Below are 13,202 nucleotides of genomic sequence, written 5' to 3' on the forward strand. Positions count from 1 at the left end.
TGACGTTGCCCCCAACTTCTATCCAGCGTGACGTAGACTCTGACGGTTGGTTTTGCCCATCTGGGCGGGGTGAGCGACGGGGGCTGGCGTGGAGCTGGCCATTGAGCGCAGCGCCAGATCCCGTCGCGGGTTGAAGGTGTCGGCGTATTCGGCAGGTGTTAGCCAGCCGAGCCGCGAGTGGGGTCGGTTGAGATTGTAGTCGGCTCGCCACGACGCCACCGTCGCCCGCACGTGCGAGAGCGAGGGGAACAGCGTTTCGTTGAGCAGTTCGTCGCGTAGCCGGCCGTTAAAGCTTTCGATGAAGGCGTTCTGGATCGGCTTGCCCGGGGCGATGTAATGCCAATCGATCCGCATGCGGTCGACGAAGCTCAGGATGGCGTTCGAGGTAAACTCGGTGCCGTTGTCGCTGACGATCATTGCCGGCTTCCCGCGCCTGGCGATGAGCACCTCGAGTTCGCGCGCCACCCGCAGTCCAGACAGCGAAGTGTCGGCAACCAGGGCAAGGCATTCCCGCGTGCAATCGTCCACCACCGTCAGCACCCTGAAGCGCCGGCAGTCCGTCATCTGGTCGGAGACGAAGTCAAGCGACCAGCGCTGGTTCGGCGCCATCGGGATCAGCATCGGTGCCCGCGTGCCCATGGCCCGCTTGCGGCCGCCTCGGCGACGCACAGTCAGCTTCTCCTCGCGATAGATCCGGAACAATCGCTTGTGATTGACCACATGTCCCTCGCGTCGGAGCAGAATGTGCAGCCGTCGATAGCCGAACCGTCGCCGCTCATGGGCAATGGCCTTCATCCGCTCGCGCAGCAAACCATCATCGATCCTGGTGGCGTGGTAACGCATTGTCATCCGACAGCACCCCAGCACCTGGCACGCCCGCCGCTCGCTCATCCCATAGACAGTCTGGAGATGGGCGACAGCATCCCGCTTGGCAGCGGGCGCTACCATTTTTTTCCCAGGAGGTCCTTCAACGCCGAGTTGTCCAGCATCGCATCGGCCAGAAGCTTCTTCAGCCGGGCGTTCTCGTCTTCGAGTGCCTTCAGCCGCTTCGCCTCGCTGATGTCCATGCCGCCATACTTGGCCTTCCACTTATAAATGCTGGCGTTGCTCACACCGTGCTTGCGGCACAGATCGGCGACCGGAACCCCGGCCTCCTGCTCCTTCAATATCCCGATGATCTGCTCTTCGGTGAACCTGTTGCGCTTCATCTCTGGTCCTTGTCGTGGGGCCAGAGCCTACTTCAAGCTGGATTAAGCCGAGGGGGCAACGTCACCGGGAGCGGCCGGAGAAGGCACGAAGCTGTCCCCCTCGCATACTTCAGGTTTCGCGCTTGCGACGACTGAGCAGCTTTTCACCATCGGCTCTCAACTCGCCTTCTGGCCCGACAAACCGGTAGAGCGTCTGCCGGGTAATTCCGAGTTCGGCACAGAGATCGCGCACCTTGGTTGCCGGTTGTCCCATGGATGCGGCGGCAAGCCGCAGCTTGGCTGGCGTCATCTTGAAGGGGCGGCCGCCGTTGCGCCCTCGGGCGCGGGCTGACGCCAGGCCTGCCTTAGTCCGTTCGACGATCAACTCACGTTCGAACTCAGCCAGCCCGGCGAAGATGGCGAATACCAGTCGGCCGTTGGTAGTGGTGGTGTCGATCGATGCGCCTTCGCCAGCCAATATCTTCAGACCAATGGCGCGTTTGGTTAGATCGCCGACCAGGTTGACCAGATGACGTAGATCACGGCCGAGCCGATCCAGTTTCCAAACCACGAGTGTGTCGCCAACACGCAGCGCCTTCAGGCATGCCTCAAGACCGGGTCGGTCGTCGCGGCGGCCCGAGGCTGCATCCTCATAGATATGGTCAGGCAGAACGCCGGCCCTGATCAGGGCGTCGCGCTGCAGGTCGTGGGCTTGACTGCCATCAGCTTTCGAGACCCGTGCGTATCCGATCAACAATGTCATTTATACGTCCGTTTGTGTGACATTCTTCATTTGGTCGCGCCAAAGTCTGTAGATTGTCACATAACCCGTCTTGCAATGTAAGCTCCATGAACGGTTATCTCCGATCTTTTTGTGACGAACGGAGTACCCATGCCCCGCCGGATGATTTTGACGGATGCCGAACGGCAGAATTTCCTTGCTCTTCCCATTGATGACGACACTCTGATCCGGCATTGGTGCCTCGATGACGATGATCGCCATCTTATCGAAACTCGACGCCATGATGACACTCGGTTGGGATTAGCGCTTCAGCTCTCTGCTCTTCGTTATCCCGGCCGCCTGATTCAGCGGGGGGAAGTCATCCCTTCTGTGGCGCTGTCGTTTCTGGCCGAACAACTCGGGATCGAGCCAGAGGCACTTTCCACTTTTGCACGGAGAGCACCAACCCGCTATGAGCAGCTCGCCATCCTGCGCCAGCACTATGGCTTCACTGAACTGTCACACCCGTTGCGCGCCGATCTGCTTGCATTTGCACGCGGCATTGCGATCGCTTCGACGAAAGACAAATTTGTCGTTGCAACACTGGCTGACGAGATGCGGCGGAGGCGCATCATTATTCCCGGCATTACCGTGCTCGAACGGTTGGCGGGGCAGGCTTGCACTGAAGCCGAGGAGGCGCTGTATACCGATGTCGCCGGAAGATTGACGCCGGACCTTGTTCTTCGGATGGAAACATTGCTCGGCGCGGGACGACGCGCAAAACAGAGCGGCATATCCTGGTTGCGAGAACCTCCCGGTAAAGCCGGGGCAACGGCCATGCGGGGATTGATAGATCGACTGGAGGCCGTGCGTCATGTCGGTGTCCCCAATGATGTGCTTCAAGCGATCCCGGCTCACCGTGTTCGTCGGATGGCACAGGAAGGTCGTCGTCTGACTGCCCAGAATTTTGAGCAGATGCGGCCAGGCCGCCGTCACGCGACATTGGCCGCGTTTTTTCTGGAAATGGAAATAGCACTCACCGACGCGGCGATCAGCATGTTCGAGACGTTGATTGGCAAGAGTTTTCGGCAGGCAGAGGCAGCCCGTGACAAGCAACTCCTCGAAACCGCATCGTCGGCGACATCCGCACTCGATTTCTTCGTCAATTTTGGCGAAGCCATAACCGCCCAACGCGAAGCTGGGCTTTCTCTTGATGAGGCGGTGACCACTGTCGCGAGCTGGGAAGAGCTCATTCAGGCAACAGCTTCGGCGAAGGCAGTGAGAAGGCCTCGCAGCGAGGATGATTTGATCACCTACCTGCCGGCTCAATATGCTCGCATCCGGCGGTTCGCGGCTGCATTTCTGGCCTCGTTCACCTTTGAAGGAAACCGCCGAAACGTACATATCATTGAAGCTATTGTGCAGATGGAAACTGCCTGGAGGAAAGGGGCCAGATCAAACGATCGGCCCTGGATCCGCAAGGCGTTGCTGCTGGCGAATGCGCGATGGCGCAAGGAAATCGTCGGCGCTGATGACGTGATCGACCGGAAGATGCTGGAACTCTTTCTCATCGTCGAGCTGAAAAACAGGATTGCCGCCGGCGACATATGGATCAGGGGTTCCCGCGCCTACCGCGCACTCGACGAGTACATGATCTCGCACCAGACGTTTGCCGTCATCAAAGCCGAGGCCCGCATTCCGGTCGCGATTCCGATCGATGTCGAGACCTATCTCGCCCAGAAGGCCGACGCTCTGGATCAAAAGCTGCGTGAGGCGACACGTCGCCTGGAAACTAGTCGAGGCGATACCCGCATCGGCGCAAAAGGATTGCGGGTCCCAGCGGTCAGAAGCACGGAAACCGAAGCCGCAATCGCGTTCGCAAGGCGGGTGGCGACAGCCATGCCGCCAATCCGGTTGACGGACCTTGTGGCCGATATCGACCGGATGACCGGCTTCAGTTCGTTATTCGAGCACCTCCAGACCGGTCGGTCACCTTCCGATCTGCGGGTGTTCTATGCGGCGCTGATCGCCGAAGCCACAAATCTCGGCTTCTCGAAGATGGCGCATGCCTGTCCCGGCATCACGCGCCGCCAGCTACAGCAGATGGCAATCTGGCATTTTCGCGAGGAGACATTCGCTCTGGCGCTCGCCAAACTGGTTGAGGCTCAACACTCTGCCCCGTTCTCAACAGTGTTCGGCTCGCACGCTGTTTCCTCGTCGGACGGACAACATATCCATCTTGGCGACGGCGGCGAAGTCGCAGGCGGCGTCAATGGCAGGTATGGAAACAACCCGATTATCAAGCTCTACACCGCAATCTCTGGTCGCTACGCGCCCTTTCATACCAAAATCATCGCCGCAACGGCAAGTGAAGCCGTTCACGTGCTTGACGCATTGCTGGAAACCGACGCTGGCCTTAATATTGTCCGACACCACGTCGATGGCGGCGGCGTCAGCGATCTTGTATTCGCCCTCTGTCATGCGCTCGGCTTCGCATTCGTGCCGCGCATCCCCGATCTCGACGGGCGATGCCTCTACGCCTTCGGACTGGCCAAACAATACGGAATTCTTCAGAATGTCATGGGTGACCGGATTGACGCCGATCTGATCCGGACGCATTGGGATGATATCTTGCGCCTGATGACCTCGCTACGCACGCGCACCGTCAGCGCCTCGCTCATGCTGAAGCGATTGTCGGCGACAACGAGGCAAAGCGGTCTTGCCCAGGCGTTGCGCCAGATGGGACGGATTGAACGAACCCTCTTCACCCTCGACTGGATCAACGACGAGCAATTGCGAAAGACAACTACCGCTGAATTGAACAAGGGCGAAAGCCGGAACAGCCTTGTTCGGGCAGTCAATCTTCATCGTCTCGGCCGTTTCCGCGATCGCAGTCAGGAAAACCTGTCGATCCGGGCATCCGCTCTCAATCTGGTTGTCACCGCCATCATTCACTGGAACACAATCTATATCGGCCGCGTCATCGATGCCCTGCGCAGTGCAGGACAGGCTATCCCGGATCATCTGCTGTCCAGCCTGTCGCCTCTCACATGGGAGCATGTGAACCTGACCGGCGATTACCTCTGGGAAGAAAAGCCGGCTCTCGACAAAAACGGGTTCCGAGCCATCCCGTTCAACCCATGATCCGCCTGCCGTATATCTGTGCCCCTTTAATGTTCAGGGGCCATACCGCAACCATTCGAATCCGGTTCACAGAGACAGGTTTCGTGGAAGGTCGATTATCCCGGCGCCGCTGATCAGAGAACGCGCGATTGTTCCTCGGCAAGGCAGCGCGAGAACCGTGACGCGAACCTGGCATGGTAAAAAACTGAATATTCATGTCTCACCTCCGTGACCGGCCGCTTGGGCCATCACAGGCGAGACTGACAGCTTTCAGACTCGTCCGAACGACCCGAGCGGCGCGCTTTCTCGACTACTGTCGCTTGGCATTGCTCGTTGATCCTCATGCGTCGGTAGCGGACTCTGTCCGCGAGATGACGTTGGCTGCATATCACTGCCATTCTTGGGGTGACAGTGCCTTGCAGGGTCGTCCTGATGTTCGAAATCAAAAGTCCTATATACCATCGTATATTTCTGGGACTTCAGCGGTATCTATCTGCTGATTGTCCCGCTCTTTATGTTTGGGAGAAGGAGCACACAGGTTTACGCGGCCGGGTGTTCGGATTTTCTGTTAATCTGAGGTTGGTCGTGGGTATTTGGACGATCCTCGTCAAGCGGAGCCAACGCCTCCGGCGGCTGCTCTATTTATTGTCTTTGAGACTTTTGAAAGTTACGCTCTGGCTTCGCCGCGCAGGAGCAATTTTTCTTACCCGATTGGCGCTGCATCTATCGCAATACCTATTCCGAACTGCCTCATCGAGGACGCGTAATCTGAATGCTAACCGTCAGCCCGAATCGCGAGGGCTTCCTACTTCGAGACAGATGCCGCCATTGAATGCTCCGAACATGCGCGTGTCAAAGCTGGGCTCCGACTCGCGCTATGTCGCACGTCGTTTTCTTCTTAAGGTGTATATAATTCTGATGTTTGCTGTCGCCCAAAGCCACTTGCCTTGGGGCTTCGGAAACGCGCTTGCGATGATGTTGTTCATGAGTGCAGCTATCAGCTGTGTATTGGCCATCGCGAGCCACGAGCGGTTTAGAATCGGGACCCTGAGCTACTGGGATGAGGCGTTGGTCTTCGGTTTTCTTGGTCAAACCGTACGATGGGTGTTTCTACACTGACGTGCCAGACACAATGAAACGGTAACGATCTGAGCCATCCCTGCGGTCGCGATGGGAGGTTGGTGCGGGTGGCCGCGATCGCACTGGTCAGTGTCAGTCAGCAGCACGACGTCACTCTCTCCCCTTGGGCCCGCGCACCACGGTAGACCGCTTCGCCATTGCGTGGGCAAGATCGCTGCTCGCGCTTGCGCGCTAATTCCGAAGGAAAGGATTGATCTAGACCACCTTGCTCGATCGGGCCATAGAGCGCGCAAGACTCAAAAGCCGACGGCAAGCTGGATTGTCATTCCTTGGCGACCACACGGCGCTGAATGGCAATATTTCCTTTGTAATGGGGCGATAGACGATACCCGGCAGATGGGTGACTGTCGTTGCTTCGCTGGTTAACGTCAGTCTGCGGCCAACCGCTACGAGCGATAAAAGATTGTCGCGCCCAACATGCTGAGGATGAACTTCAGGGTGATAGCCCAGATCAGCGAGACGTTGCACAAGATAGTCGTGAATCTCCGGTCCGGGTGCGGTATCGCTGACGATAAAGGTCTCGCCAGCGAGATCGGACCAGTCCAACTCGACTTTGTCGGCGAGAGGATGGCTGCCAGGGAGTACGGCAAAGACCCGTTCAGACCATAAATGATCGGTCTCGCACTCCGACCAGCCGGATGTCCCCGTAATAAAGGCTACATCGAGACGTAGTTGGCGGATGGCGGAGACGTGTTCTGCGGGATTGCCATCGACGAATTCGATTCGCACGCCTGCATGGTTTTGATCGTAAACTCGAAGCAGATCGGAGAGGAAGCCCGAAGCGAGTGAGGAGAAGATGCCGATCTTGACGCGTCCGTCCTCGCAACGCCCGATGGCGGCAACGTCTCGTGCCCCTTCGCCGATTTGCCTAAGCGCTTTGCGCGCTCGAAGTAGAAAGTGCTGGCCCGCTTGCGTAAGGCTCACACCGCCATTGTGCCGATGAAAAAGTGAGGCGCCGAGTTCGTCCTCAAGATCGCGTATGCGCCTGCTGACGGCCGATTCCCGGATACCGAGCGCGTGAGCTGCCTTTCGGAAGCTGCCATGCTCGGATGCAGCGACGAAATATCGGATATGACGCAACTCGATCATCGACATTTCCAGTCGGCTTGCGACCTTGTTCGGTGTCCCCTCCAGATCAGAATTGCGTATTGTCGACATCTTCAGCGAATGACACTTGTCCAGCGTCCGCCGCCGCGTTGGCGGCGATGACCAACCTCCCGACGAGCAAGGGAGAGGCCCCAACTATCGGACCTTCTGCCTAAAGCATGCGTTGAAGCGTGCCATCCTTTCGAAGAAACTGATGCCAGAGCGCCGCGATCACGTGGCCTGCGATCAATGCCAGCAGCAGGTTCATCACCAAGCCGCCATGCACGAAGTGCGTGATGGTCGAAAGCAGGCTGTTGCGGCCCGTCATGGAGGGAATGACGAGGCCGAAAAACACGACATCTCCTCCTCCCGACATCGCCCGGCCAATACCAGCCAGTGGCAGGCCGAGGGTCGCCAGATAAAGCAACACATGGCCGGCTTCGGCTGCCTTTCTCACCAGAGGCGACCCGCGAACCGCGGGAGCCGGATGGGCGAGCCGCCAGCCGAGCCGGACGATGGATAGAATGAGGACGAGAAGTCCTAGTGATTCATGCGCAGAAAGCCACCAGACTCTGCCCGACGATCCGCGCTCGGCAGCTCCTCGCATCCAATCCGTAAGGAACATACCGGCGATCAGAAGCGCGATGGTCCAATGGAAGAGGCGCGCCGTTGCATTGTACCGATCGCGATACGGTTGAAGCCGGCCGCTCTCGTCCACGATTTTCGAGGGGGAAGATATTTGCGTTGTTTGCGTCGACATAAAGGTCTCCTGCTTGGGGTCGTGGATCGGTGGCGGCCAGCTAAACCGCCTTGCCCACCAAAGCGCCGATGAGCGCGGTCGATGCCATGGCGACTGCACCCCAGAACACGACCCGAAGCGTCGGCTTGAACACCTTCGCGCCGCCGGCCCGCGCACCGACGGCGCCGAGGACCGCGAGCCCGATCAGGCAGGCGATTGATACGCTCCAGACGACAGTGGCCGCCGGCGAAAGCAGCGCGATGATCAAAGGCAGCGCCGCGCCGGAGGCGAAGGTCGCCGCTGAAGTAAGAGCCGCCTGGACGGGCCTCGCCATCACATGACTCGCAAGCCCGAGCTCATCACGCGCATGGGCTGCGAAAGCGTCCTTCGCCATCATCTGCTCGGCGACCTGCCGCGCCAGATCGGGCTTGACGCCGCGCTGTTGATAGATCGCGGTGAGTTCCGCCAGCTCGGCCTCGGGTTGCGTGGCCAGCTCATGGCGTTCGCGCGCCATGTCGGCTTGTTCCGTATCGGCCTGGGAACTGACCGATACATATTCGCCCGCCGCCATCGACATCGCGCCGGCCACGAGCCCGGCGACGCCGGCGACGAGGATTTCATGTTGGGCCGTCGTCGCGGCCGCCACGCCCACGATCAGGCTGGACGTCGATATCAACCCGTCATTGGCGCCGAGCACTGCAGCCCGAAGCCAACCGATACGCTCGATCAGATGCGTTTCCTTGTGGAGAGCGCGCATGAAAAATGCCCCTGGCTCAAGAGTTTGGATTGCGGATTTTCATGCTCGCGGTGCGAGGTAAATCGCGAGAACAAGCGGCAAACATTCGGCGGCCTGATGGACGCGGCGCGAGAAGGTGCTCGCGCCGCGCATCGACTCACTTACCGGCGCGCAGCTTTTCCACGGCCGCCTTATAGGAGGCATAGTGATCGCCTTCGTCTGCGGCGATCTGACGAAACAGGGCGGCCGTCTTCTTGTCGCCGACAGCGTCGGCCTGATTGGCGAAGTCCACATACATCTTCGTGTTCTCGTAGTGTTCGCCGGCCATGCCGTCGAGGAGATTGGCCTCGTCCGACTTCGCCAGTCCGAGCGCATCGGCCTCGCGCGCGAAATGCTCATTGGCTTCGACATTGGCGTTTTCGTCGAACAGCTTGGCCAGCTCGGGGTGGCCGCTCTTGCGGGCATGCTCGGCATAGGCCTGATATTTGAGGTTTGCGAAAGCTTCGCCATGCATGGCCGCTTCCAGGTTTTTCTTGGTCTGCTCATGCAGGCCGTCTTCCGCGAAAGCGGGCGCCGTGGCGAGCGATGCGGCGACGAGCGCGCCAGCAACGAGGAAGCTTCGAACGAATTTCATGGTCTGTCTCCTGACGGGATGTCTGTCTGCTCTCACTGGAGCAACGGCTCATCGATAGGAGGGCGCCCTGACGAAAGCCTGACAATGGGCCGGTCATCGCAAGTATCGTTCGTGTCGTCAGGCTTTCGTCAGGACCAGGTCATAGAAATCCCGGTGTCGCGCTGACCGCAGCGAACCAAAAATGTCTCTAAGGAAAGCAAATGATCCGCAAATCTCTTCTCATTGCCGCCGCTGGACTGTGCCTTGTGTCGTCCGCTGCATTGGCCAGCCCCACCTGCACGAAGGAGCCTGAGAGCAAATGGCTCAGCGAGTCCGCGATGAAGCAGAAGATCGCCGACATGGGATACAAGGATATCAAGATATTCAAGAAGACCACCACCGGCTGCTACGAGATCTACGGCTATACGGCGGACGGCCATAAGGCTGAAGTCTACTTCAACCCCGTCACCGCCGCGATCGTCGAGAAGAATGTGGATTGAGCCAATGACGTCCGAGGTTAGCCGCGCTGTGGCGCCACCACGTGGCCAGGACGCCGTCTGCGTGTGGGACCCGCTGGTCAGGATTTTTCACTGGACGGTGGTCCTCGGCACCGCCCTTAATTACTTCGTGCTGGCCTCGGGAAAGCCGCCCCATCGCTATGTCGGCTATGGGATCGCCGCCGCTCTGGCGGTGCGCGTCGTGTGGGGATTTGTCGGAAGCACCCATGCGCGCTTTTCCGACTTCGTGACCTCGCCGCGAGCCGTCCTTCTGCATCTCGCTGCCGTCAAGGCCCGGCGGGATCGTCGCTATGTCGGTCATAATCCCGCCGGCGGGGCCATGGTCCTGGTGCTCATGACGCTTATCGCCCTAACTTGCCTCACGGGCTGGATGCAGGGGCTCGACGCGTTCTGGGGCGTCGAATGGCTCCAGGAGGTGCATGCGCTCTGCGCTAATCTCATCATCGCGATGGCCGCTATCCATGTATTCGCAGCCATAATGGAGAGTGTGCTACATCGGGAAAATCTCATTCTTGCCATGATCACCGGGCGCAAACGCCGCGCCAGCGGAACGGATATCGACCATGCGGGTACTGCTGGCGGAGGATAATCCCCGCCTCTCGACCTTGATCTCGGAAGGCCTTGCTGAGCAAGGCTTCGTGCTCGACTGCTTTTCTACCCTCACCGAGGCCGAGGAGAGCATTGCTGTCGCACGCTATGATCTGCTGCTCGTCGATCTCGGCATGCCGGATGGCGATGGCGTTGCGTTCATCCGCTCTATCCGGCGAGCGGGAGGCACGACGCCCATTCTCGTCATCACCGCTCGAAACGGGCTCGGCGATCGCGTTGGCGGACTCGATTCCGGGGCTGACGACTATCTGGTGAAGCCGTTCGAGATGCCGGAGCTCGCGGCTCGCTGCCGCGCGCTACTACGCCGGCCCGGCGGTTGCCTCGGCACGATCTTGAGCGTGGGGGACCTTGCCTTCGATAGTGTTGAGCGCGAGGTTCGGATCGGTGAGCGCGTGATCCGCCTGCCGCCGCGTGAATTGGGTCTGCTCGAGCGCCTGATGCGACGGGCCGGTCACGTCGTGAGCAAGGCCAGCCTTGAAGAAGCGCTTTACGCCCTTTCCTCGGAGGTGACTCCCAATGCGGTGGAGGCCGCCGTATCTCGATTGCGTCGTCGGCTCGCGGCCGAGAGCGCGAATGTCGTCCTGCATACGGCCCACGGCATCGGATACATGATCACGCCGGCGGTTGAACAGGATGACCGGGCGTGATGTCTCGCGACGGTCCTCACCAGCCACGCAGTTTGTTCTTTCGGCTTTCCATGCGGCTCGCCCTGGTGGGCTTGGTTTTCATGGTGGTCGAACTGTCCGCCGTGGTGTGGTCGTATGTCAACAGGCCCAATGAGCTAGATCAGCTCCTGATCAGCGCGGAGGCCGATCGGATCGCAAGCGACATACCGCAGATGCGCGCGAGCAGCACTGTCCCAGAAGATCTCCGGCAGCCTATCGCCAAAGGAACGCAGCGAGCATTCCTCATCCACGAGCGGGGCGGCGGCGTCATCGGGCAGTTCGATGACGGCGATATCAAGGTCGCTGACGAGGCCCCGGCGTCATTCCTGGTGATCCGCACCCAGCGGGAGAACTGGGGCAACCGCTTTCTGCTCTCAGGGACGCGCCGCGTCACCGTGGCGGATGAACCCTTCTGGATCACGGTCGCCATAGCTGGGCAGGGTTTTGGCCCCTTCGTTCCAGTTATTTTCAACGAAATCCGCTTCCATGTGCTGTTTCCGCTCCTGCTGCTCTCGCTGCTCTTCCTGCTGTTCAACTTCAGCGTGGTGCGCAGCACCTTGAGGCCTCTCAGGGCCACGATCGCCGCCGTCGATGGAATCGACCCGGCACAGGTTGCGATGAGGATCGAGACGAAAGCCTCGTCGCGGGAGGTGCAGGCGCTGGTAAGCGCCGTCAACAGGATGCTGGAGCGCGTCGAGCGTGCCGTGCGGACGCTGAAGGATTTTGCCGGTGACGCCGCCCATGAGCTGCGAACGCCGCTGGCCATCATGATGCTGAGCATCGGCAAATTGCCTGAGGGTGAGGCGAAATCAAGGCTTGCCGCCGATGCGCAGGGAATGAAGCGCCTGGTGGACCAGATGCTGGACTTGTCTCACGTTACGGCGCTTGAGATCGACGCGAATACGCGCGCTGACCTTCGTGCGATTGCCTCTGACGTCGCCTCAGAACTGACGCCCCTTGCCGTTGCCCGCAGTCGCTCCATCGCGTTCCGGGATGCCGGCGCGACCGAAGTGCACGGGCATGCCGACGCGATTGGCCGAGCACTCAGGAACCTCGTCGAGAACGCCGTGTCCCACACCCCGCCGCGGACCGTGGTTGAGGTGGTTGCGGGACCGGGCGGACAATGCTCAGTGCGCGATCACGGTCCGGGCATTCCGGCTGCTCAACGTAGCGCCGTGCTGGAGCGTTTCCATCGGCTGGACAAAAGTCGCACCGAAGGCGCAGGCCTTGGCCTCGCTATCGCCTCGACCATCATGACCTTGCATGGAGGCGAGATCCGCATCGAGGATGCGCCGGGTGGAGGCGCACTCGTCCGTCTCATTTTTCCCGATTCAAGTTCCTCTTGAGGGATAAATGGCGAGCGCATCTTCTTGTTTGTATCAATTTCGCATCAATCTAAGCGTACCGCCAGCGGGGTAGTAAGAAGCTATCAATAGTACGCGGTATTGCCGGTATGTCGCAGGAAATATATCGATATGGAACCTTATTTGGAGCAATATCTACATCGGCAGATTCCTCTTTCGGCGGCAATGAACGTTTCGGTGCTTTCAGCCTCGCCAGAATCCGTCATGCTTGGCGCGCCGCTAGAGCCAAACATTAATCACAAGAGCACTGTCTTTGGTGGCAGTGCTTCCGCTGTTGCAATCCTCGCCGCGTGGTCGCTTCTACATTTGCGCCTTCTGAATGAGGGCCATCATTGCGAGATTGTGATCCAATCCAATCAAATGGACTACAATTGCCCAATCAGTGGGCCATTTACCGCCATAGCGTCCTTGCCTGAAATTTCAGACTGGCCAGAATTCCTGAAAACGCTCATCCGCAGAAAGCGCGCGCGTCTGGAGATTCAGTCGGTACTGACTTACGGCGACATCATTGCCGGCAGATTGAAGGGCCGGTTCGTGGCGTTTCTTCGAAGCAGCCCCTAGGCGCGACGCAGGATTCAGCGAAATAGTCTTCCCGACCTTGTCGTAAGCACGGAGAGTGGCGGCAATCGGATGCCAGGAAGGAGCATTAACAGGATCGACTACGAATAAGCCGCCCCGCCTCTCGCCGTCATGCCGAAGGA

General features: G+C 59.4%; 12 protein-coding genes. 6 read left to right on the forward strand and 6 right to left on the reverse strand.

What is annotated here, in order from left to right; translation table 11 throughout:
* Positions 1 to 18 precede the first annotated feature (18 nt).
* Positions 19 to 1,208 (reverse strand): IS3 family transposase gene (locus tag K408_RS0132010; protein ID WP_155248743.1). Its coding sequence is split into 2 segments (ribosomal slippage): positions 19 to 950 and positions 950 to 1,208, totalling 1,191 coding nucleotides; the frame shifts between segments, so codons are not numbered across the junction.
* A 109-nt stretch (positions 1,209 to 1,317) separates the two neighbouring features.
* Positions 1,318 to 1,944, reverse strand: coding sequence for a recombinase family protein (locus tag K408_RS0132020; protein ID WP_024342673.1), 627 nt, complete (start codon positions 1,942 to 1,944; stop codon positions 1,318 to 1,320).
* A gap of 135 nt (positions 1,945 to 2,079) precedes the next feature.
* Here K408_RS0132020 and K408_RS0132025 point away from each other — a divergent pair, with 135 nt between their 5' ends.
* Positions 2,080 to 5,052, forward strand: a complete 2,973-nt coding sequence (locus K408_RS0132025) for a Tn3 family transposase (RefSeq protein ID WP_006023681.1) — start codon at positions 2,080 to 2,082, stop codon at positions 5,050 to 5,052.
* 1,314 nt (positions 5,053 to 6,366) lie between these two features.
* On the opposite strand, the gene K408_RS41465 is transcribed toward K408_RS0132025, so the two are convergent.
* From K408_RS41465 to K408_RS0132055, 4 genes are all read right to left on the reverse strand, one after another.
* On the reverse strand, positions 6,367 to 7,260 hold the full coding sequence (locus K408_RS41465) for a LysR family transcriptional regulator (RefSeq protein ID WP_080654975.1): 894 nt from the start codon (positions 7,258 to 7,260) through the stop codon (positions 6,367 to 6,369).
* Between the two features lie 169 nt (positions 7,261 to 7,429).
* Entirely contained in the window at positions 7,430 to 7,975 is a 546-nt protein-coding gene (locus tag K408_RS0132045; protein ID WP_024342670.1) for a cytochrome b, read from the reverse strand.
* Positions 7,976 to 8,057: 82 nt separating this feature from the next.
* Complete coding sequence (locus K408_RS0132050) at positions 8,058 to 8,753, reverse strand: VIT1/CCC1 transporter family protein (RefSeq protein ID WP_024342669.1); 696 nt, start codon at positions 8,751 to 8,753, stop codon at positions 8,058 to 8,060.
* Positions 8,754 to 8,889: 136 nt separating this feature from the next.
* Complete coding sequence (locus tag K408_RS0132055; RefSeq protein WP_024342668.1) at positions 8,890 to 9,366, reverse strand: ferritin family protein; 477 nt, start codon at positions 9,364 to 9,366, stop codon at positions 8,890 to 8,892.
* Positions 9,367 to 9,566: 200 nt separating this feature from the next.
* On the opposite strand from K408_RS0132055, the gene K408_RS0132060 reads away from it, so the two are divergent.
* The 5 genes from K408_RS0132060 (at position 9,567) to K408_RS0132080 (ending at position 13,062) form a co-directional block, all read left to right on the forward strand.
* Positions 9,567 to 9,845 carry a PepSY domain-containing protein gene (locus K408_RS0132060; protein ID WP_024342667.1) on the forward strand — a complete coding sequence of 93 codons (279 nt, stop codon included), beginning with the start codon at positions 9,567 to 9,569 and terminating at the stop codon, positions 9,843 to 9,845.
* A 4-nt stretch (positions 9,846 to 9,849) separates the two neighbouring features.
* Complete coding sequence (locus tag K408_RS0132065) at positions 9,850 to 10,452, forward strand: cytochrome b/b6 domain-containing protein (protein WP_024342666.1); 603 nt, start codon at positions 9,850 to 9,852, stop codon at positions 10,450 to 10,452.
* Positions 10,427 to 11,119 (forward strand): response regulator transcription factor, encoded by a 693-nt coding sequence (locus K408_RS0132070; protein ID WP_024342665.1) that lies wholly within the window; start codon positions 10,427 to 10,429, stop codon positions 11,117 to 11,119. Before K408_RS0132065 ends, K408_RS0132070 begins: the two co-directional genes overlap by 26 nt.
* Positions 11,119 to 12,483 carry a sensor histidine kinase gene (locus K408_RS0132075; RefSeq protein ID WP_024342664.1) on the forward strand — a complete coding sequence of 455 codons (1,365 nt, stop codon included), beginning with the start codon at positions 11,119 to 11,121 and terminating at the stop codon, positions 12,481 to 12,483. The genes K408_RS0132070 and K408_RS0132075 overlap by 1 nt, the downstream gene beginning before the upstream one ends.
* A gap of 129 nt (positions 12,484 to 12,612) precedes the next feature.
* Positions 12,613 to 13,062 (forward strand): YiiD C-terminal domain-containing protein, encoded by a 450-nt coding sequence (locus K408_RS0132080; RefSeq protein WP_029674602.1) that lies wholly within the window; start codon positions 12,613 to 12,615, stop codon positions 13,060 to 13,062.
* Positions 13,063 to 13,202: the final 140 nt, after the last annotated feature.

It is taken from the genome of Bradyrhizobium sp. in8p8 (assembly GCF_000426845.1).
GTDB classification, from domain to species: Bacteria; Pseudomonadota; Alphaproteobacteria; order Rhizobiales; family Xanthobacteraceae; genus Bradyrhizobium; species Bradyrhizobium japonicum_C.